This window comes from Micromonospora sp. A3M-1-15, assembly GCF_024213425.1.
Classification (GTDB): Bacteria; Actinomycetota; Actinomycetes; order Mycobacteriales; family Micromonosporaceae; genus Micromonospora; species Micromonospora chersina.
This window is the reverse complement of sequence record NZ_JANAVK010000006.1, coordinates 304899-324400: the sequence shown is the minus strand read 5'-3', so window position 1 is coordinate 324400 and position 19502 is coordinate 304899. Positions and strand designations below refer to the sequence as shown.

Sequence of the window (19502 nt, the reverse complement as noted above, 5' to 3'; positions counted from 1 at the left end):
TGGCGCGACTAGCGCCGGCGCGACACACACGCGCAGCCGCCCGCCCCGAGACCAGGGACCGGGCGGCTTTTCTCGTCACCGGGTCCGAGGGGCGTAGCTCAACGGAAGAGCACCGGATTCCAAACCCGACGGTTGCAGGTTCGAATCCTGTCGCCCCTGCCTCACCCTGTCCCGGCCTCCGGCCGGCGACGTCGCATCTTCTCAACTCCACAGTGGTCGGCATGAGCACGATTCCCGGCCGGCGCGCGAAGCGCCGGCCGGGCAACCGGGACGAGGGAGCTGGCTGACCCGCTCGCCTTGGGCGCGAGAGACACGCGGTTCGATTCCGCGGTCCCGGACACACGCGGACGGCACCCGCCGTCCCGCGGGCCGTTGGAGCAATTGGCAGCTCACCCGGTTCTCACCCGGGAGGCTACGGGTTCGAGTCCCGTACGGCCTACGCCGGTCCCGACCCGGGACCACTCGCGGTTGTAGCGCAGTCAGGCAGCGCGTCACCTTGCCATGGTGAAGATCGCCGGTTCGAATCCGGCCAGCCGCTCGGACACACCCCTGAACCGAGGAGACGACGATGGGTTTCACCCCGCTGGCCGGCACCCGGGCGCCGGTCCGGGTCTGGACCGACCCGCACACGATCGAGGCGCAGGCGGCCCGGCAGCTGCGCAACATCGGCGCGCTGCCCTGGGTGCAGGGCGTCGCCGTCATGCCGGACGTGCACTTCGGCAAGGGCGCCACGGTCGGCTCGGTCATCGCCATGCGGCAGGCCGTCTCGCCCGCCGCGGTCGGCGTCGACATCGGCTGCGGCATGTCCGCGGTCCGCACCTCGCTCACCGCGGCCGACCTGCCCGACGACCTCGGCCCGCTGCGGAGCGCCATCGAGGCGGCCATCCCGGTCGGCTTCGCCATGCGCGACGACGCCGTCGACCCGCGCCGCGTCCGCGGCCTGGAGCAGGGCGGCTGGGCCGACTTCTGGCGGCGCTTCGGCACCCTCGACCGCAAGGTGGCGCAGCTGGAGACCCGGGCGCAGCGCCAGCTGGGCACCCTCGGCGGCGGCAACCACTTCATCGAGGTCTGCCTGGAGCAGGGCGGCCCCGACGACGGCCGGGTCTGGCTGATGCTGCACTCCGGCTCCCGCAACATCGGCAAGGAACTGGCCGAGCGGCACATGGCGGTGGCCCGCGGGCTGCCGCACAACGTCGACCTGCCCGACCGGGACCTCGCGGTGTTCCTCGCCGGCACCCCGGAGATGGACGCCTACCGCCGGGACCTCTGGTGGGCGCAGGAGTACGCGCGCCGCAACCGGGCCGTCATGCTCGCCCTGCTCTGCGGGGTGGTCCGGGACGAGTTCCCGGGGGTCGCCCACGACGAGCCGATCTCCTGCCACCACAACTATGTGGCGGAGGAGAGCTACGACGGGGTGGAGGTGCTGGTGACCCGCAAGGGCGCCATCCGGGCGGGCCGGGGCGACCTGGGCATCATCCCGGGGTCGATGGGCACCGGGTCGTACATCGTGCGCGGCAAGGGCAACCTCGACGCGTACTGCTCGGCGTCGCACGGGGCCGGGCGGCGGATGTCGCGCGGGCAGGCGAAGCGGACGTACAGCACCGCCGACCTGGCGGCGCAGACGGCGGGCGTCGAGTGCCGCAAGGACGCCGGGGTGGTCGACGAGATCCCCGGCGCGTACAAGGACATCACCCAGGTGATGGCCCAGCAGGAGGACCTGGTCGAGGTGGTCGCCCACCTCAAGCAGGTCGTCTGTGTGAAGGGTTGAACCGACCGGCGCCCCTGGGAGGGGGCGGGGCGCCGGTCGTCCGCCCCGGTGGCGCAGCGGAGAGCGCGCCGGTCTACGAAACCGGAGAGCCCAGGTTCGAATCCTGGTCGGGGCACGGTCCGCGGTCCGCGGATCCCCATGCGAGCTGGTGCAACCAGGCAGCACATCCGACTCTGGATCGGAGAATTGAGGTTCGAATCCTCAGCTCGCAGCGACACCTACCTGCTGCGCCGTGCGATCCGCACGCCGATCGCGATCGCGCCGATGACCAGCAGGCCGGCCAGCAACTGGAGGCCGGGCGAGTCGTCGGCCTCCCCGTAGACGATGCCGGCGACGCCGAGCGCGACGGCGAGGACGGCGACGAGGCCGAGCACGTACTTCATCGGTTCTCTCCCTCTTCCTCGACCCATTCGAGCAGGTCACCGGGCTGGCAGTCCAGCACCCGGCACATGGCTTCCAGGGTGCTGAAGCGGACGGCCTTGGCGCGACCGTTCTTGAGCACCGCGACGTTGGCCGGGGTGAGGCCGACCCGCTCGGCGAACTCGCCGACGCTCATCTTGCGTTTGGCCAGCTCGACGTCGATGCGGACGACGATGGGCATCAGATCACCGCTTCCATGTCGGTCCGGAGCGTGGTGGCCTGCCGCAGCAGCGCGCGCATCACCACCATCAGCAGCCCCAGCGCGGTGACCCCGGTGACCAGCAGGAACAGCAGGAGCGGCAGGCCCGGGTCGTCGGCCTTGAAGCCGACGTAGAGGAACACGCCGACCAGCACCACCCACGCGGCGGCGATGGCCCACACGATCGCGTCGACCCATCCCAGCGACGCCTCGCTGAAGATGCGGTCGTTCTTGACCAGGGTGAGCAGCTTCCAGGTGCACACGATCACCACCTGGACGCAGAGCACCCAGAACACGGTCACCGCGGTCGCCGGCCATCTCAGGTACGCCATGTCCGGGTCCTCCCGGGCCATGTGCGCGAACTGGCCGGGAAGCGACATGGTCTGGAACAGGACCAGGATCCCGAACAGCAGCGCGAGGAAGACTCTGAGCGGGAGAACCGCTCGTTGGGCTGTGAGCATGCATCGACTATCGCTCGTAACCTATCGAAAGTCAATCGGTTTCTCGCGACAACCCATGCCCCCGTGGCGCAGCGGAGAGCGCGTCGGATTCCGGATCCGAAGGTCGCTGGTTCGAATCCAGCCGGGGGCACGCACCGACCCGACCGAATGCCCGAGTGGCCAGGGAGCGGACTGCAACTCCGCCGTACCGGGGTCCGAATCCCCGTTCGGTCTCGACACCGCCGTCCACTGTGGGGGTCGCGTCACCGACCGGCGGCCATGTCGACCGGGATGCGGACCACGTTGACGCGGGAGCCGTCGCGCGCCGACACCTCGTACACCTCGATCGTGCCCGGTCCGGCCGCCGGCCGCCGGTAGCGGACGGTGAGCCGGTAGCCGCCGCGGCAGCCGGAGCCGCAGGACGCCGTGGTGAACGCCGTGCCGATCTCCTGGCCGGCGGCGTCCAGCACCCGGACGCTCACCGTCGCCTCGTACACGTCGGCCGTCCCGGTGACGGTGACCGGGCTGCCGACCCGGTCGCCGATCCCCGGGGCCGTCACCACGATCGGGGGCAGCAGGTCGGCGTAGTCCTCCCGCCCGGTCGCCGCGTCGGCCGGGGCGAAGGCGACCCGCCGCACGGTCGGGAACTGGGTGAGCGTCCAGACCACCTGGGCCCGGCGCAGCCGCGCGGTGGCCGCCCCGCCGGCGTCGAAGCCGGCCGGCGGCAGCAGCGTCGCCACCCCGCCGGCGATGCGGGTCACCTGCGTGCCGTCCGGGACCAGGGTGGTCAGGCCGGCGGCGGTCTCGACCACCGAGGGGCCGGCGGCCAGTTCGGTGAGGGCCAGCCGGGACGTGGCCACGGTGGCGGGCGACGCGCGCCGGGTGGGCACGAGTTTCCCGTTGCGGGCGAACCAGAGCTGCACGGTAAGCGTCCCGTCCGGCCCGGTCGGCGCGGGGGTGGTCGGCGCACCGGTCGTGGCCCGCGCCGTCGGGGTGCGCGACGCGGATGGCGTCGGCGCGGTGGGCGGGCCGGTCGGGGCGGTGGCGGTGGTGGGTGACGGGCCGGCCGGGGCGGGCCCGAGGGTGCCGGTGCGTGGCGGGGCGCAGCCGGCGGTGAGCAGCAGCAGCGCGGTCAGTGGCGGGATCAGGCGTCGCATGGCGGGCCCCCGGGGTCGAGGGGGAGGGTGAGGCGGAAGCGGGTGCCGTGGCCGACCTCGCTGGCCACGTCGAGCCGGCCGCCGAGCAGCCGGGCGTTCTCGTGGGCGATGGCCAGGCCGAGCCCACTGCCGGGGCCGGTGCGGGCGGGGTCGACCTTGTAGAACCTGTCGAAGACGTGCGCCAGGTGCTCGGCGGGGATGCCGGGCCGCGGTCGGCGACCTCGATGACGAGTTCGTCGCCGGTGTGCCGGAGTTCGGCGCGGAGGTCGCCGCCGCCGTGTTCCACCCCGTTGGCCACCAGGTTGGTGAGGATCCGTTCGAGCCGGCGCGGGTCGGTCACCACCGGCGGGGCGTCGCCGGTGACGGTGGCCCGGGCGGCGTCCCCGTGGCCGGCGACGATCCGGCGCAGCAGCGTGCCGGCGTCCACCGGGCGCGTGGCGAGCACCTCCCGCCCGGCGTCCAGGCGGGAGATCTCCATCAGCTCCTCGACCAGCCGGCGCAGCCGGACCACGTCGGCGACGAGCAGTTCGGCGGCCCGGCGGGCGTCGGCGGGCAGGGTGTCGAGCTGGTCGGCGAGCAGCGAGGCCGCCGCCACCAGGGCGGTGACCGGGGTACGCAGCTCGTGCGCCACGTCGGCGGTGAACCGCCGCTCCCGGGCCTGCGCCTGGGACAGCGCTTCCATCTTGGTCTCCAGCGCCTCGGCCATCTCGTTGAAGGAGGTGGCCCAGGCGCTGAACTCGTCCCGGCCGCGCACCGGCAGCCGGGTGTGCAGCAGCCCTTCGGCGACGGCCCGGGCGGCCCGGCTGGCCCGGCCGACGGGTTCCAGGGTGCGGCGGGCGAGGGCGTTGCCCACGCCGGCGGCGACCAGCACCACCGCCGCCCAGCCGATCACCGAGGCGGTGCGGAGCTGGTCGAGGGCGTCGACGAGGTCGTCCTCGACGGTCACCACGTACAGCTCGGCGGTGGAGCCGGGGATGCGGCCGCCGACGACCAGCAGGTGCGGCCGGCCGGGGCTGCGCTGGAAGCCGAGCTGCCCGGCGGCGGCGGTCGCCCGCAGGTCCGGGTCGGGGGTGGGCGCGTACCGGGGGTTGGACGCCTGGGTGTCCCCGGTGACCAGCAGGACGTGCCGGCCGGACTCCTCGAAGCTGGCCAGCAGGTCGGCGCGGCGGGCGTCGGTCAGCGGCAGGAACTGCGCGGCGACCACCAGCTGGTAGCGGGCGTCGGCCGCGGCGCGTTGCAGCGAGCCGTCGAACCGGGCCTGCCGCAGCATGACGTAGGACCCGGTGGCCAGGGCGCCGGCGGACATGCCCGCGACCAGGACGAAGGCCACGACGAGCCGGCGTCGCAGCCGCCCGGGTACGACTCTACCGGCCACCATGGCGCGCTCACCCCGTCGAGAGCTTGTAGCCGGCCCCGCGGACCGTGCGGATCAGGGTGGGCGCGCCCGGGTCGTCCTCCACCTTGGCGCGCAGGCGCTGCACCGCGACGTCGACGAGCCGGGAGTCGCCGAGGTAGCTGTGCCCCCAGACCCGGTCGAGCAGCAGCTCGCGGGTGAACACCCGGCCGGGGCGCCGGGCCAGCTCCAGCAGCAGCCGGAACTCGGTGGCCGTGAGGGTCAGCTCCCGGCCGTCCTTGCGGGCCACGAAGCGGGCCGGGTCGATCTCCAGCGGGCCGGCGGCCACGGTGGTCTCGGGGGCCGGGGCGACGGTCCGGCGGAGCACGGCGCGCACCCGGGCGACCAGCTCCGGCAGGTCGAACGGCTTGCGCAGGTAGTCGTCGGCCCCGCATTCCAGGCCGACCACCACGTCGATGGTGTCGGTGCGGGCGGTGAGCATGAGGATCGGCACCTGACTGGTGCGCCGGATCTCCCGGCACACCTCGAATCCGTCGAGGCGGGGGAGCATCACGTCGAGCACGATGAGGTCGACCGGGCCGGCCCGCCACGCGGTGAGGGCGGCCGCGCCGTCGGCGGCGGTGTCCACCCGGAACCCGGCCCGGCGCAGGCCGAGGGCGGTCACCTCCCGGATGGAGGCGTCGTCCTCGACGACCAGCACGCGGCCCTCCATGACCAATCAGGGTAGTCCGGCGCCACGCTGCGGGGCGTGGGCGCAACGGACGGTGATGAGGGGCCGGTCGGCCCCTCTCACCTGCGGAAAGGTCACGCCTGCCACTGGTGGGCCACGTCGATCACGATGCGGCTGTGCGTGCCGGGGCCGCTGAGCACGAAGACCCGGAACGGCAGTCGGGCGCGGACGCCCACCGCGAAGGTGGTGTAGCCCTCGAAGCTGCCGCCGAAGACGACGTCCCGCAGCGTGCGGTAGCCCAGCACGGTCGCGGCGTGCTCACCGGCCCGGTAGGGCAGCGTGCCGACGTGCTCGTCGTCGTACGCGGGCGCCCGCAGCGACACCGACAGCAGCGCGCCCCCGGCGGTGTACGGGCTCAACGCGAGCCCCTGCCCCTCGGTGTACGTCTCGCCGTAGGCGACGGAGTAGCCGTTGGCCGGCCCGGCGAACTCGAAGACGACCCGGTCCCAGCAGTCGTGCCGGCCGGTGCGGACCTCGATCAGCGGGTCGGTGCTCAGGGCGCCGGCCGACCTGGCCGTGCTGCCCCAGGTGATCCCGCAGTACGGCGCCGCCGCGGTGGCGCCGCCGGTGCCGGCGACCAGCCCGCCGAGCACGACGACCAGCGCCAGCAGTGTTCTCCTCAGTCTCATGGTGGCCTCCCTGGCGGTGTGCCGGGACCCCATCCGGTGTCCCTGCCCCGACGGTCGGCGCGCCGTGCCACAGCGGCTTCGCAGCCGCGTAACCGCCGGGTAACAGCGGTACGCGCGTCACCGGGAGGCCGGGGGCAGCCGGTCCGGGTCGGGCAGCGTGCGCACCGGCGACCGGTACAGCGGCAGCCAGGTGAACGCGGCGCCGATCGCGCCGACCCAGAGCGAGGTACGCGGGCCCGCGTACTGGCCGAGCAGGCCGGCCAGCGCGGCGCCGACCGCGATCGCGCCGGTGAGCAGGAACCGGAAGGTGGCGTTCATCCGGCCGAGCAGCGCGTCCGGGGTGACCCGTTGCCGCAGGCTGACGCCGATCACGTTGCCGATCCCGGTCCGCCAGGCCAGCGCCAGCCAGCCGAGGCCGGCCAGCCACAGCCACGCTCCGGTGTCGACAAGGGCGACGAGCGCGCCGGCGGGGGCCACCAGCAGCCCGGGCACCCAGAGCGCCCGGCCGTGCCCGATCCGGGCGGCCAGCGGACGGGCGGTCACCGCGCCGAGCAGCGCCCCGACCCCGCCGGCGCCGAGGAAGAGCCCGAGCGCGCCGGCGCCCAACCCCAGGTCGCGCAGGAAGACGACCGGCAGCATGGTGGTCATCAGGTTCACGGTGAGGTTGATGCCGGCCAGCGACACGGCCAGCGGGCGCAGCAGCGGGTTGCCCAGCACGTGCCGGACGCCCTCGGCGAGTTGCCGGCCGAACCCGCCCGCCGGCCGGTCCCGTCCGGCGCCGACGGTGGCGGTGGGGCGTACCCGGGTGAGGGCGAGCGCGGAGAGCAGGTGGGTGACCGCGTTCAGGGCCAGGGCGAGCGGGGCGCCGAGCCACTGCACGAGCAGGCCGCCGAATCCCCGGCCGCCGATCTGGACGGTGGCGTTCGTCGTCATGAGCAGCGAGTTGGCCGCCACCAGGCGGTCCCGGCCGACCAGCTCCGGCAGGAAGCTCTGCGCGGCCACCTCACCGAAGACCGTGCCGACGCCGGTGAGCAGCACGACCGCGTAGAGCTGGGCGAGGGTCAGCGCGCCCGCCCACCAGGCCAGCGGGATCGAGGCGTAGAGGGCGGCGCGGGCCAGGTCGGCGGCGACCATCACGGTGCGGCGGGGCGACCGGTCCACCCAGACCCCGGCGGGCAGCCCGACCAGCAGGAAGGCGGCGGTGCCGAGCGCCGCGAGCAGGCCCACCTGGCCGGGGGTGGCGGCGAGCACGGACACGGCCAGCACCGGCACGGCCAGGTAGCCCACCTGGAAGCCCAGGCTGTCGGCCAGGCTGGCCGCGTAGACGTAGCGGAAGGGGCGGGGCCAGCGGGTGGGGGCCGGGACGGTGGTGGTCATGACAGGGAGCCTGGCCGCGGTCGCCGCCACGGTCGATAAGTTTGAGCCAGGTCGAATCCGTCGGGAGGTACGGGTGCTGAGTGTCGCGGTGGGGGTACGGGACCTGGCCGGGATCCGGTTCGCGATCTCGCCGCTGTGGGAGGCGGTCGCCAGCGTGCGGGTCCTCCGGACCCCCGACTGGTTCCCCGCGCACCAGCTCTGGCACCGGCAGGTAGGGCCCCGGCTGTCCACCGTGGACTGGCGGCTCCTCGCCGACCTCGTGCCGATGCCGACCGTGGTGATCCCGAGCTTCGTCTGCCCGCCCCCGCCGTCCGCCCTGCCCACCATCGACTGGGAACTGGCCGTGCTCGCCGCCACCCCGCCGGAGGTGGTCCGGGCCGGCCTGGACGAGCTGCCCGGGCCGCGCCCGCCCCGGCTGGCCGCCCTGTACGCCGACCCGCCGGCCGGGCTGGCCCGCCTCGCGCAGGTGATCGCCGACTACGTCGAGGTGGCGATCGCCCCGTACTGGCCCCGCATGCGGACCCTGCTGGAACGCGAGGTGCTCGTCGGCGCCGGGCGGATGGCGACCGACGGCGTGCGCGGCCTGCTCAACCGGATCGACCCGTACGTCTCCTGGGACGACGGGACGTTGCACGTCGACCACCTGACCCGCGCCGGGACGGTCGACCTGGGCGGGCGGGGCCTGCTGCTGGTCCCGTCGGTGTTCGGGGGCGCGCGGGTCTGGTCCAACCTGTCCGAGCGGACCTCGCAACCTCTCCTGCGCTATCCGGCCCGCGCGGTCGGGACGCTCTGGGAGCGCAGCGCCGACCCGGCCAGCGCGGCGCTCGCCCGGGTGCTGGGGCGTACGCGGGCCACGCTGTTGCACGAACTCGCCGTGCCGGCCGCCACCACCGAGCTGGCGCGCCGGTGCGGCCTCAGCGCCGGCACGGTCTCCCACCACCTGACCGCGCTGCGCGACGCCGGCCTGGTCGGCACCCACCGGGCCGGACGGTTCCTGCTGTACGCCCGGACCAGCTCGGCGGAGGCGCTGCTGGCGGGCGCCGGCGCACCCGAGCCGGCCGGCGGCTGAGGCCGGAGGTCAGCCGTGCAGCGGATGCTCGGCCTGGAAGGCGAGCCGATGGTCCGCACCGGCGGCCAGCCCGGCGAGCACGTCGTCGAGGTCGAGGAACGCCTGCCAGGCCGGCTGGCCGGTGATGTCGGCGAGCCGGTCCACCACCAGCTCCTCCAGGTCGGTGACGCGCCCGCCCTTCCACACCTTGTCGGCGAGGCTGACCAGCAGGTCCTCCAGTTGCACGCCCGGCGCGTGCCAGGCGGCGTGGGTGACGGCGAAGCGGGCCCGCTCCTCGGGGACGCCGAAGCGCAGCAGCAGCTGGTAGCCCGCCTCCTCGTGCGCGGAGCCGGGCCCGGACAGCTCCCCGGGGTGCTCGACCTTGCCCAGGTCGTGGATCGCCGCCCCGAACAGCACCGCCTGCCGGTCGAACGGCACCAGCGGGAAGCGCTCGGCGAACGCCACGGTGAGCTGCCGGGCCACGTCGTGCACCAGCCGCAGGTGCGCCGCGAGCCGGGGCGGCGCGTCCAGGGCGGCGAGCAGTTCGGCGGCGACACCGGGCAGGGGGAGCACCGGCGGGTCGCCCGGGTCGGTGAGGGCGCGGCGCAGCGCGTCGGAGGTCACCGGGGCGAGGGTACCGGCCGCGGGGCGGTGACCGTGCGGGATGACCGTGTGGCCGACGGCGGACCGGCCGCTCGTCCGATCCCGTGGTGAGCGTCCGTTCAGGAGGGTGGACCGACGTCTATCACGGGGGTGTTCATGACCGAGTTGAATCGCCGTGCCCTGCTGCGTGCCGCCGCGCTGGCCGGGGCGGCCACGGCGACCGGGCTGGCCGGGGGCCTGACCGCGGCGGCGCCCGCCGCCGCGGCGGAGACCACCGAAGTGGTCAACGGGCCGTGGCTCGTCACCGGCAGCGCGGGGCTGCTCCAGATCAACCCGGGCCACACCACGCCGCAGGTGCTGCTGACCCACGCCTACGACGCCACCACCTCGCCCGACGGCCGGTACGTGGCCGTGAACGACCTGCGCTACGAGGGCGAGACCGGTTCGAGCCTGTCGCTGTACGACCGGGTGACCGGCGAGGTCCGGAAGCTGATCAGCGATCCGTTCGGCATCTCGTACGAGTGGCCCACCTGGTCGCCGGACGGCACCGAGGTCGCCCTTGTCGTTGACCGCGAGACGCTGGTCGCGGTGAACGTGGCCACCGGCGCGCGGCGGGTGCTCGTCCAGGGGCACGCGATGTACCGCCCCAACTGGTCCCGGGACGGCTCCATGATCGTCATGCAGTGGGTCAGCCGCTCCGAGGGCCACCAGTTGCGCATGCTGGAGCTGGCCACCGGGCGGGTGCGGCGGGTCTACCAGCCCGAGGAGGGTGAGCGGTTCGGCTGGCCGGTCTTCATGCCCAACTCCGAGCGGGTGGTGTTCTGCACCAACCGCTGGTACCGCGACGTCGACCTGCCGCTCGGCGAGGACTCGCTCGCGTCGGTGCGGATCGACGGCACCGGCCTCAAGAAGCTCACCGACGAGCCGCGGATGTACCTGTCGCCGGTGTTCTCACCGGACGGGCGCTACTGCGCGGCCCTCTCGGTGCCGCCGACCAACGAGTACCCGGACGGCGGCAACATCATCGTCTCGACCAGCGGCTTCGGCGAGCCCTGGTGGATCCCGGGCGACGAGTACGACGACAGCATGCGGGTGGACTGGGCCCGCGCCATCTGAGCACGACCCGCGACGCGGCGGCCGGGCCCGGCCGCCGCGTCGGCGTGTCCCGGACCGGATCACCACGCTGCCGGCCGGGTGCGGTGCGCGGTGACCGGACGGCCACCGGGGACCGGCTGCTCGCCTGATCCCGTTCCGGTCCTCCTTTCAGGAGGGTGGAGCGACGTCTACCACGGGGGTGTACATGACCGAGTTGAATCGCCGAGCCCTGCTGCGTGCCGCCGCGCTGGCCGGGGCGGCCACCGCGACCGGGCTGGCCGGCGGCCTGGCCGCGGCGGCGCCCGCCGCCGCGGCGGAGACCACCGAGGTGGTCAACGGGCCGTGGCTGGTCAGCGTCGGCTGGGGCGTGCTCCAGGTCAACCCCGGCCGCACCACGCCGCAGCGGCTGCTCGACGACGGCGACCAGGCCACCACGTCGCCCGACGGCCGCTACGTGGCCTGGATCAACAACGCCCGGTCCGGCGACGGCAGTCTCGAGCCCTACGTGTCGCTGTACGACCGGGTCACCGGCGAGATCCGGACGCTGCTCGCCGACCCGTTCGGCGTCGTCTACGGCGCACCGACCTGGTCTCCGGACGGCACGCAGATCGCCCTGGTCATCGACCGCGACACCCTGGTCGCGGTCGACGTGGCCACGGCCGCGAAGCGGGTGCTGGTCCAGGGACACGCCATGTCCCAGCCGAACTGGTCCCGGGACGGCTCCATGATCGTCATGCGCTGGACCAGCCGCTCGGAGGGGCCGCAGCTGCGCACGCTGGAGGTGGCCACCGGCAAGGTCCGGCCGATCTACACGCCAGAGGCGGCCGGCGAGCTCTTCCACGGGCCGGTCTTCATGCCCAACTCCGAGCGGGTGGTGTTCTGCACCAACCGCTGGACCCGCGACACGGAGGTGCTCGGCGGGCAGGCGCTCGGCTCGGTGCGGATCGACGGCACCGGCCTCAAGCGGCTCACCGACGAGACCCGCTACTACCAGTCCCCGGTGTTCTCGCCCGACGGTCGCTACTGCGCCGCCCTGTCGGTACCGCCGACCAACGAGGCTCCGGACGGCGGCAACATCATCGTCTCGACCAGCGGCTTCGGCGAGCCCTGGTGGATCCCCGGCGACGAGTACGACGACAGCAGCCGGCTGGACTGGGCCCGCGCCATCTGACCCGACATCCCGACACCCCGACGCGGCGGCCGGCATCCCGGCCGCCGCGTCGGCGTACCCGGGAGGATTTCCGGGCCGCCGGGCGGGAGCGGTGCGAGGCTGGAGACGGGCGCCGCCGACGGGGGCGACGACCGCAGTGGAGGGTGCGATGGCCGAGCCGCCGACCGGGACCTCGTCGCGCAGCGCGCAGGCACACGGCCGCCGCGCCAACCGGCGCAGCTACCACGACGGCGCGCAGGTCAACGGGTACGTCGACGACCCGTACCACCGGATCCGCCGGGCGGTCGCGGCCCGGCTCATGGTCGACGGGGTGCCACCGGGACGGCCGGTGCTGGAGCTGGGCTGCGGCCCGCGCAGCATGCTCGACCCGGCGGCGCTGCCCGGCCCGCTCGTGGTGGCCGACATGGCCGAGACCGCGCTCGGCGCGGCCCGGCGGGCCGCCGGCGGCGCGGCCCTGCCGGTCTGCCTGGACGCCACCCGCGGCCTGCCCTTCCGCGCCGGCAGCTTCGCCGGCCTGCTCACCGGCGAGCTCATCGAGCACGTCTACGACCCGCTCGCGCTGCTGCGGGAGTGCCACCGGGTCCTCGCCCCGGGCGGCCTGCTCGTGCTGACCACCCCGAACCTGGCGCCGGCGCAGGACCGGCTGGCCTTCCTCGCCGGCCGGGCGCCCCGCCAGATCGACCCGCTGCACCCCTACCTGTGGCTGCACATCCGGCCGTTCACGGCGTCGCTGCTGCGGCGGGTGCTCTGCCGGGCCGGCTTCGTGCCGTTGGCGATCCGGTCCAACGAGGTCGGCTGGCGGCTCCCGGGTGGACGGTGGGTCACCTCCCGGCTGCTGGCCCGGGTCGCGCCGGGGCTCGGCGGCTCGCTGATCTGCGCCGCTCGGCGCACGGCGGAGGCGCCGTCACCGAGGGGTACGGGTCGCCCGAACAGCGCGTGATGGTGATATTGACAAAGGGCTATCATGGAGGTTCCGTCGTCGACCGGGGGATGTCATGGCGCGCCTGTTCACCTGGGTCGTCAACAATCTCGACGCGTTCATCGGGCTGCTGCTGGCCGTGACCGTGGCCATCCTCGGCCTGACCAACACGGTCAGCCAGGACGTGGTCAACAGCGCCATCCTGCTGGTCCTCGCGGTGCTCGCGCAGGCCGTGCTGCGCGACCGGCTGCGCCGGGAGACCGCCCAGCAGCAGGTGCGGGAGGTCATGCGGGACACCCGTGACCGGCTCACCGAGCTGGTCCCGCAGATGCACGAGATCACCGGCCCCGAGGGAGCGCTGAACCGGGCCCGCGAGGCGATCGACAGCGTGTCCATGGTCCGGGTGCTGCACGGCAGCGAGGTCGGGCAGGCCCTCGCCGAGGCGCGCCGGCACACCGACCGGTGGAACTTCAAGGGCGGCACCGGCACCTTCACCCGGGCCGTCACCCTGCCGGAATGCCTGGAGCACGCCCGCCGGCGCAACGCCACCCTCCACTTCGCCGTCGAGATCATCGACCCGACCGACGAGGGGGTCTGCGAGCGCTACGCGCGGTTCCGGCGCAGCCTCGACCCCGACGCGCCGGGGGAGCGGTGGACGGTCGACCGCACCCGCAAGGAGTCGTACGCGACCGTGCTGGCCGCCTGCTGGCACCTGCAACGCTCCGGCCTGCTCACCGTCGAGGTCCGGCTCTCCGCGCAGATGACGACCTTCCGCTACGACCTCTCCTCGACCTGCGTCATCATCACCCAGGAGAACCCGCAGACCCCGGCGCTGCGGATCGACCGCAAGGAGCTCTACTACAACCGGTTCAACATCGAGTTGCAGTACAGCCGGGAGCAGAGCCGGCGGGTGCCCGTCGAGGCCGCCGCGCCGGTGAAGCTCGACGACGAGCCCTCGGTGGAGCAGGTCCGCCGGCTGTTCACCACACTCGGGCTGCCGCTACCCCGGTCCTACGGTGACCGCGAGGTCGCCGACATCGTGAGCCGGGCCATCCAGGCGAGGAACCCGTACGCATGATGAGCTACGCCGACCTTGAACGGGAGATCGACCGGGGCGCCCGGCCGGAGTTGCTGCGCGGCTGGGTGCTCGACGTCCTCGACGACGTCGCCGGGGGGCGGCGGCCGCTGCTGGCCGTGCGGCACCCGCTCGGCTTCACCTGCCTGCCGGTGGAACGCACCGGCCCGGACGGGATCTGCGTGCACGCCTGGCCGGCCGACCCGCCGCCGCTGCGGCCCACCACCTCGACCATGCACTCGCACAGCTGGGACCTGCTCAGCCACGTGCTGCACGGCACGGTCCGCAACGAGCTGATCGAGGTGACCGACGCCCGCGCCGACCCGGCGTGGCGGATCTACGAGGTGCACAGCCGGGGCGACGTCGACGAGATGGCGGCCACCGACCGGCTGGTCACCGCCGTGACCGCCACCGTGGAGACGCACACCGCCGGCGACTCGTACGCGCTGCGCGCCGGCGGCTTCCACACCTCGGAGGTCGACGCCGGCGAGCCGGCCGTGACCGTGGCGCTCGGCCGGACCACCCCCGGCGTGTGCGACCTGAGCCTCGGCGCGGTGGACGGGCGCAGCCACCGGGTACGCCGGGACCGCTGCGACCCGGCGGAGACGGCACGGATGGCGCGGGAGATAGCGCGACTGGTGGCACGGGGCTGACTGGCTGGAGGAGCCATGGACATGGAGCCGAACAGAGGCGGGCCCGACCTGCGCGACGCGCACCGGTTCGCGGTGGAGGCGGCCCAGGCGGCCGGGCGGCTGCTGCGCCGGGGCACCCGGGGGGAGCTGCACGCCCGGGCCAAGAACGACTCCGGTGACCTGGTCACCGACCTGGACCTGGCCGCCGAACGGCTGATCGTCGACCGGATCCGGGCCCGCTGGCCGGAGCACGGGGTGATCGCCGAGGAGGGCGGCGAGTACGCGGCCGACACGTCCTGGGCCTGGCTGGTCGACCCGCTCGACGGGACCAACAACGTGGCCATCGGGCTGCCCGCGTACGTGGTGGGGATCGCCCTCTGCGACCACGGCTCGCCGGTGCTCGGCGTGGTGCACGACCCGGTCGCCGGCCGCACCTGGTCCGCCGTGCGCGGCCGGGGCGCCTTCGTGCACGAGTCCGGGCCGGCCGGCCGCCCCCTGCACGCGCCCCGCCGCCCGGTGCCGACCGCGCCGGTGCTGGCCTGGACCCAGGGACACGAGGTGGCCCGGGACGACAGCACCGCCCGCGCGCTGAAGGTCGTGCTCGACACCACCGCCCGCCGGGTGCTGCAACTGTGGGCGCCGCTGCTGTCCTGGGTGATGCTGGCCCGCGGCGACATCGACGGCATCGTCGGCTACCGCCCCGAGGCGGTCGACCTGCCGGCCGGGATGCTGCTCGCCGCCGAGGCCGGCATGGTGGTCCGCGCCCTCGACGGCGGCTGCTTCGACGACCGGTACGGCTGCCCGGCGGACCGGCGCAGCTTCGTGGCGGGCCCGCCGGAGACCATCGACCGGCTGGTCAAACTGGTCACCGCGGCGCAGTGGATCGAGCCCCAGGTCCGCCAGCTCACCCCGATCAGCCTCTCCACCGTCGGCTGGTAGGGGCATACTCGGGGCGGTGACGACCGGCCAGTCAGACAGGTCCCGCGACCGGCGCCGCGTCGTCCGCGTCGTTCTTGCGCTCGGCGGGGCCGCCGCTGTTCTCGCCCTCGCCGTGGTCGTCGTACCGCTGCTGCGGCCGCCCGGTCCGCGCCCGCTGTTCCAGCTCCCCGTCCCCTGCGGCGAGACCTGGCGGTTGGGTACCTATCCGGGCCACGACGACTTCGACGTCGACCTGTTCCCCACGGAAGGTGACGAGTGGGGGCGGCCGGTGCTCGCGTCCCACGCCGGCACGGTCACCGTGGCGGGGATCAACGGGTCGCTGGGTGGGCGTACCCCGGACAACCCGAAGGGTCCGCGCGGCCGTGGCGGAGGGTACTGGGTGAAGATCGACCACGGTGGCCGGTGGGAGACGCAGTACCTGCACCTGCTCGAACCGCCCCTGGTCCGGGCCGGGCAGCGGGTCGCTCAGGGCGAGCAGCTCGGGCGGGTGGGCAGCACCGGAAACTCCGGCGCGCCGCACCTGCACTACGAGCAGCACCGGGGCCGGGAGAAGGTCGAGACGTGGTTCGACGGCTCGCCGTCGGGGATCACCGACGACGACACCGAGTACAGCGTCACGCTCACGAGCAGCAACTGTCCCGCCGGCCACTCCGACAAATGATCATCGGGCGGTCTCACGGAGCCGACGAGCTCGGGCGGTAGTTTGGCGATCATGGGGGACTGGGAGATCCGACCGGCCTCGGCGGCGGACGTGGAGGCCGTGGCCGAGTTGCGGGCGGTGGTGCTGCGGGCGGACCTGGAGCGGCTCGGGCGGTACGACGCACAGCGGGTACGGCAGCGACTGCGCGACGGGTTCGGGCCGGCGCACACCTGGGTGATCGAGGTGGGCGGCGTGCTCGCCGGCTGCGTGTCGCTGCGGCCGGCCGGGGACGCCCACTGGCTGGAGCACTTCTACCTGGCCCCGCACCTGCAGGGTGGCGGCATCGGTGCGGCTGTGCTGCGCGGGCTGCTGGAGCAGTGCGACCGCGAGGGCACCCTGGTCCGGCTGAACGTGCTGCAGGGGAGCCCGGCCCGGCGGCTGTACGAGCGGCACGGCTTCACGGTCGAGAACGAGGATCCGGTAGACGTGTTCATGGTGCGCGAGCCGGCCTTGGCGGCGCGTCACCGATGATCTTCGTGATACGTTCGACGTCGCTGTGCGCCGCTGCGACCTGAGGAGGTGAGACCGATCAACGCTGTGACAGGTCGGGGCTCCCTCCCTCGCATGGCCTAGGGAGTGCCCGCAGCAGGCATTCCGAAAGGCTGAAACGCTATGCGCTTCGACTCCCGGACGTCGTCCGACGGCGTCTCCGAACAGCTCTTCACCCTCGGCGAGATTCCCGGCGTGCTGTGGACGCCGGACGGCGCCGCCGGCACGCGTCCCCTCATCCTCATGGGACACGGCGGCGGCCAGCACAAGAAGGCCCCCGACATCGTGGACCGCGCACGCCGCTTCGTGGCGGAGCGTGGTTTCGCGGTCGTGGCGGTGGACGTGCCCGCCCATGGTGACCGGCCGAAGGTGGAAGAGTACGACCGGATCGCGACCGAGAACCAGGCTCGTGTGGCTGCCGGAGAGGAACTGGCTCCGCTGATCGCCGAATTCCAGGCGCTCGTGGCCCGCCAGACCGTCCCGGAATGGCAGGCCGTCCTGGACGCGGTCCAGGACCTCGGGCACGTCGGCGCCGGACCGGTGGGCTACTGGGGCGTGTCGTTGGGTTGCGGCCTCGGCGTGCCGTTCGTCGCCGCCGAGCCCCGGGTCCGCGCGGCGCTGCTCGGCCTGGGCGGGGCGCTGGCGACAGCGGAGGCCGCCGCACGGATCACCGTGCCGGTGGAGTTCCTGCTGCAGTGGGACGACGAGCGGGTGCCGCGGTCCCAGGGCCTGGCACTCTTCGACGCCCTCGGCTCGGCCGAGAAGACCCTGCACGCCAACAACGGTAAGCACGGGGACGTCCCGGCCTTCGAGCTGGACAGCACGCTGCGGTTCTTCGCCCGGCACCTCGGCTGATACCCCCTCCGCCCGTGGTCCGCGACGCGCCGATCGGGATCCGTTCCCGATCGGCGCGTCCGGCGAACAGGCGAGGGTCACCGGCCGCGCACGTCGGCCGCCGGCAGCCGCTCCGCCAGGAACGCCTCCCAGGTGCGGACGCCGAGGGTGGCGCCGGGGCGGGCGAGGTTGTCCCCGTTCCGGTACGCCCGGCCGGCCTTGCCGGGCAGCCGGACCGGCAGGCGCGGCCGGCGCCGGCCGACGGCCGTCAGGTAGCCGGTGACCAGCTCACCGAGGCCGTACACCCGCGGGCCGGCCAGGTCGGGCACCAGGCCGGCCGGCGCGCCCAGCGCCAGCTCGACCATCCGGGCCGCCACCTCGCGGGCGTCGACCGGCTGGAGGCGCAACCCGCCGGGGACCGGGACCACCGGCAGCTTCGCCATCTTCTCCACCATGGTCAGCGTCAGGTCGTGGAACTGGGCGGCGCGCAGCGTGGTCCACGGCACGCCCGACCCGGCGACGGACCGTTCGGCGTCCCGCTTGGACCGCAGCCATGCCAGCGGCACGCGGTCCGCCCCGATCACCGAGATGAACACGAGGTGCCGCACGTCGGCGCGCCGGGCGGCGTCGACCAGCTGGCGGGTGGCCACGTCGTCGCCCTTGGGGCCGCCGGCGAGGTGCAGCACGGTGTCGACCCCGCGTACCGCCGGGTCGACGCCCGCGCCGGTGAGCAGGTCGGCGGTGACGTGCTCGACGCCACCGGCGGGCCGGCCGCCGCGGCGGCTGAGCACCCGCACCGGGTGGCCGGCGTCGCGCAGCAGCGGCACGACGAGCCGGCCCAGGGTGCCGGTGCCGCCGGTGACCAGGATGGGTGCGTTCATGTCGTCCTCCGTGTCTGGCAGGTCCGTTACGGTTCGGGCTTCACCGGCTCGACCCGCGGCGGGCGGCAGGTGTGACCGACGTGACGGGCGCCACACGCCGTCACACCGGCGGGCCGGCCCGGGTCGGTCAGGTGGAACCCGCGAGGAAGGACTGGGACATGGGCGAGGACACCTGGCTGGCCGAGCGGTTCGAGCAGCAGCGCCCGCAGCTGCGGGCCGTGGCGTACCGGATGCTCGGCTCGCTGAGCGAGGCCGAGGACGCCGTGCAGGAGACCTGGCTGCGGCTGGCCCGGACCGACACCACCGGGGTGGACAACCTGGCCGCCTGGCTGACCACGGTGGTCGCCCGGGTCTGCCTGAACACCCTGCGGGCCCGCGCCACCCGGCGTGAGGACCCCCTCGACGTACGCCTGCCCGACCCGGTCGTCGACGTCGCCGAGGCGGACGCCGATCCCGCGCACGCCGCGGTGCTGGCGGACTCGGTCGGGTTGGCGCTGCTGGTGGTCCTGGACACCCTCACCCCGACCGAGCGGCTCGCGTTCGTGCTGCACGACATGTTCGGCGTGCCGTTCGAGGAGATCGGCGCGCTTGTCGACCGGTCGCCGGCCGCCGCGCGGCAGCTCGCCAGCCGGGCCCGCCGCCGGGTACGCGGGCAGGCGCCCGCGCCGGACCCGGACCTGACCCGCCAGCGGGAGGTGGTCACCGCGTTCCTGGCCGCCGCCCGGGAGGGTGACTTCGACGGGCTGGTCGCCGTGCTGCACCCCGACGTGGTGCTCCGCTCCGACGGCGGGACGGCCCGGGCCCGGCACTCCACGGTGCTCACCGGCGCGCGGGTGGTGGCCGCGCAGGCCACCACGTTCGGCCGGTTCTCGCCGTTCGCCCGCCCGGTGCTGGTCAACGGCGCCGCCGGGGTGCTGGTCAGCGCGGCCGGCCGGCCGCTGTCGGTGATGGCGTTCACGGTCACCGGCGGGCGGATCGCCGCCATCGACGTGATCGCCGACCCGGAGCGGCTGGCCGCGCTCGACCTCGACCACTGATCCCG

The 19502-nt window shown here is 74.3% G+C and carries 21 protein-coding genes, 8 tRNA genes and 1 pseudogene; 20 read left to right on the top strand and 10 right to left on the bottom strand.

Annotated features, from left to right (window positions below):
• Positions 1 to 87 precede the first annotated feature (87 nt).
• The 7 genes from NLX85_RS27825 to NLX85_RS27795 all read left to right on the top strand — a co-directional run bounded on the left by NLX85_RS27825 (position 88) and on the right by NLX85_RS27795 (position 1980).
• A tRNA-Trp gene (locus NLX85_RS27825) sits at positions 88 to 159 on the top strand.
• A gap of 106 nt (positions 160 to 265) precedes the next feature.
• Positions 266 to 338: transfer RNA gene (locus tag NLX85_RS27820), tRNA-Pro, on the top strand.
• 28 nt (positions 339 to 366) lie between these two features.
• Positions 367 to 439 (top strand) — tRNA-Glu (locus NLX85_RS27815).
• Positions 440 to 464: 25 nt separating this feature from the next.
• A tRNA-Gly gene (locus tag NLX85_RS27810) sits at positions 465 to 538 on the top strand.
• A gap of 30 nt (positions 539 to 568) precedes the next feature.
• Positions 569 to 1768 (top strand): RtcB family protein, encoded by a 1200-nt coding sequence (locus tag NLX85_RS27805; RefSeq protein ID WP_254340047.1) that lies wholly within the window; start codon positions 569 to 571, stop codon positions 1766 to 1768.
• A gap of 42 nt (positions 1769 to 1810) precedes the next feature.
• A tRNA-Arg gene (locus tag NLX85_RS27800) sits at positions 1811 to 1883 on the top strand.
• Positions 1884 to 1907: 24 nt separating this feature from the next.
• Positions 1908 to 1980 (top strand) — tRNA-Gln (locus NLX85_RS27795).
• Between the two features lie 6 nt (positions 1981 to 1986).
• On the opposite strand, the gene NLX85_RS27790 is transcribed toward NLX85_RS27795, so the two are convergent.
• Genes NLX85_RS27790 through NLX85_RS27780 form a run of 3 tightly spaced genes read right to left on the bottom strand, consistent with a single transcriptional unit; the run spans position 1987 to position 2848 of the window.
• Positions 1987 to 2151: a hypothetical protein gene (locus tag NLX85_RS27790; RefSeq protein WP_254340046.1), complete on the bottom strand. Its 165-nt coding sequence runs from the start codon at positions 2149 to 2151 to the stop codon at positions 1987 to 1989.
• A complete protein-coding gene (locus tag NLX85_RS27785; protein ID WP_148425500.1) occupies positions 2148 to 2369 on the bottom strand; it encodes a helix-turn-helix transcriptional regulator in 222 nt (73 codons plus the stop codon). The genes NLX85_RS27790 and NLX85_RS27785 overlap by 4 nt, the downstream gene beginning before the upstream one ends.
• Positions 2369 to 2848, bottom strand: coding sequence for a DUF2975 domain-containing protein (locus tag NLX85_RS27780; protein WP_091306103.1), 480 nt, complete (start codon positions 2846 to 2848; stop codon positions 2369 to 2371). The genes NLX85_RS27785 and NLX85_RS27780 overlap by 1 nt, the downstream gene beginning before the upstream one ends.
• A gap of 57 nt (positions 2849 to 2905) precedes the next feature.
• Here NLX85_RS27780 and NLX85_RS27775 point away from each other — a divergent pair.
• Positions 2906 to 2978, top strand: a tRNA-Arg gene (locus NLX85_RS27775).
• Positions 2979 to 2989: 11 nt separating this feature from the next.
• A tRNA-Cys gene (locus NLX85_RS27770) sits at positions 2990 to 3061 on the top strand.
• 29 nt (positions 3062 to 3090) lie between these two features.
• Here NLX85_RS27770 and NLX85_RS27765 read toward each other — a convergent pair.
• The 5 genes and pseudogenes from NLX85_RS27765 to NLX85_RS27740 all read right to left on the bottom strand — a co-directional run bounded on the left by NLX85_RS27765 (position 3091) and on the right by NLX85_RS27740 (position 8074).
• On the bottom strand, positions 3091 to 3984 hold the full coding sequence (locus NLX85_RS27765; protein ID WP_254340044.1) for a Gmad2 immunoglobulin-like domain-containing protein: 894 nt from the start codon (positions 3982 to 3984) through the stop codon (positions 3091 to 3093).
• Positions 3972 to 5254 (bottom strand): annotated as a pseudogene (locus NLX85_RS33790) (ATP-binding protein). The gene NLX85_RS27765 and the pseudogene NLX85_RS33790 overlap by 13 nt, the downstream one beginning before the upstream one ends.
• Positions 5255 to 5369: 115 nt before the next feature.
• On the bottom strand, positions 5370 to 6050 hold the full coding sequence (locus NLX85_RS27750; protein ID WP_254340043.1) for a response regulator transcription factor: 681 nt from the start codon (positions 6048 to 6050) through the stop codon (positions 5370 to 5372).
• Positions 6051 to 6142: 92 nt separating this feature from the next.
• The gene (locus tag NLX85_RS27745) at positions 6143 to 6697 is read right to left on the bottom strand and encodes a hypothetical protein (RefSeq protein WP_254340042.1); all 555 of its coding nucleotides are present in this window, start codon (positions 6695 to 6697) and stop codon (positions 6143 to 6145) included.
• Positions 6698 to 6814: 117 nt separating this feature from the next.
• Complete coding sequence (locus NLX85_RS27740) at positions 6815 to 8074, bottom strand: MFS transporter (protein WP_254340041.1); 1260 nt, start codon at positions 8072 to 8074, stop codon at positions 6815 to 6817.
• A gap of 73 nt (positions 8075 to 8147) precedes the next feature.
• On the opposite strand from NLX85_RS27740, the gene NLX85_RS27735 reads away from it, so the two are divergent.
• Complete coding sequence (locus NLX85_RS27735; protein ID WP_254340040.1) at positions 8148 to 9143, top strand: DUF5937 family protein; 996 nt, start codon at positions 8148 to 8150, stop codon at positions 9141 to 9143.
• 9 nt (positions 9144 to 9152) lie between these two features.
• On the opposite strand, the gene NLX85_RS27730 is transcribed toward NLX85_RS27735, so the two are convergent.
• Complete coding sequence (locus NLX85_RS27730; RefSeq protein WP_254340039.1) at positions 9153 to 9746, bottom strand: HD domain-containing protein; 594 nt, start codon at positions 9744 to 9746, stop codon at positions 9153 to 9155.
• A 135-nt stretch (positions 9747 to 9881) separates the two neighbouring features.
• Here NLX85_RS27730 and NLX85_RS27725 point away from each other — a divergent pair, with 135 nt between their 5' ends.
• From NLX85_RS27725 to NLX85_RS27685, 9 genes are all read left to right on the top strand, one after another.
• Positions 9882 to 10841: an LpqB family beta-propeller domain-containing protein gene (locus NLX85_RS27725; RefSeq protein ID WP_254340038.1), complete on the top strand. Its 960-nt coding sequence runs from the start codon at positions 9882 to 9884 to the stop codon at positions 10839 to 10841.
• A gap of 184 nt (positions 10842 to 11025) precedes the next feature.
• Positions 11026 to 11991: an LpqB family beta-propeller domain-containing protein gene (locus NLX85_RS27720; RefSeq protein ID WP_254340036.1), complete on the top strand. Its 966-nt coding sequence runs from the start codon at positions 11026 to 11028 to the stop codon at positions 11989 to 11991.
• Positions 11992 to 12139: 148 nt separating this feature from the next.
• Positions 12140 to 12931: a bifunctional 2-polyprenyl-6-hydroxyphenol methylase/3-demethylubiquinol 3-O-methyltransferase UbiG gene (locus NLX85_RS27715; protein ID WP_254340034.1), complete on the top strand. Its 792-nt coding sequence runs from the start codon at positions 12140 to 12142 to the stop codon at positions 12929 to 12931.
• A 55-nt stretch (positions 12932 to 12986) separates the two neighbouring features.
• A complete protein-coding gene (locus tag NLX85_RS27710; protein WP_254340032.1) occupies positions 12987 to 13988 on the top strand; it encodes an LppA family lipoprotein in 1002 nt (333 codons plus the stop codon).
• Positions 13985 to 14638: a hypothetical protein gene (locus NLX85_RS27705; protein ID WP_254340030.1), complete on the top strand. Its 654-nt coding sequence runs from the start codon at positions 13985 to 13987 to the stop codon at positions 14636 to 14638. The genes NLX85_RS27710 and NLX85_RS27705 overlap by 4 nt, the downstream gene beginning before the upstream one ends.
• A 21-nt stretch (positions 14639 to 14659) precedes the next feature.
• Positions 14660 to 15556, top strand: coding sequence for an inositol monophosphatase family protein (locus NLX85_RS27700; protein ID WP_254340028.1), 897 nt, complete (start codon positions 14660 to 14662; stop codon positions 15554 to 15556).
• Positions 15557 to 15572: 16 nt separating this feature from the next.
• On the top strand, positions 15573 to 16217 hold the full coding sequence (locus NLX85_RS27695) for a peptidoglycan DD-metalloendopeptidase family protein (protein WP_254340026.1): 645 nt from the start codon (positions 15573 to 15575) through the stop codon (positions 16215 to 16217).
• A 51-nt stretch (positions 16218 to 16268) separates the two neighbouring features.
• Entirely contained in the window at positions 16269 to 16727 is a 459-nt protein-coding gene (locus NLX85_RS27690; RefSeq protein WP_254340024.1) for a GNAT family N-acetyltransferase, read from the top strand.
• Positions 16728 to 16868: 141 nt separating this feature from the next.
• Positions 16869 to 17600 (top strand): dienelactone hydrolase family protein, encoded by a 732-nt coding sequence (locus NLX85_RS27685; RefSeq protein WP_254340022.1) that lies wholly within the window; start codon positions 16869 to 16871, stop codon positions 17598 to 17600.
• Positions 17601 to 17677: 77 nt separating this feature from the next.
• Here the strand turns inward: NLX85_RS27685 and NLX85_RS27680 are convergent, their stop codons facing one another.
• Positions 17678 to 18460 carry an SDR family oxidoreductase gene (locus tag NLX85_RS27680; protein WP_254340020.1) on the bottom strand — a complete coding sequence of 261 codons (783 nt, stop codon included), beginning with the start codon at positions 18458 to 18460 and terminating at the stop codon, positions 17678 to 17680.
• Between the two features lie 158 nt (positions 18461 to 18618).
• On the opposite strand from NLX85_RS27680, the gene sigJ reads away from it, so the two are divergent.
• Complete coding sequence (gene sigJ, locus NLX85_RS27675; protein ID WP_254340018.1) at positions 18619 to 19497, top strand: RNA polymerase sigma factor SigJ; 879 nt, start codon at positions 18619 to 18621, stop codon at positions 19495 to 19497.
• The last annotated feature ends 5 nt before the right edge of the window (positions 19498 to 19502 follow it).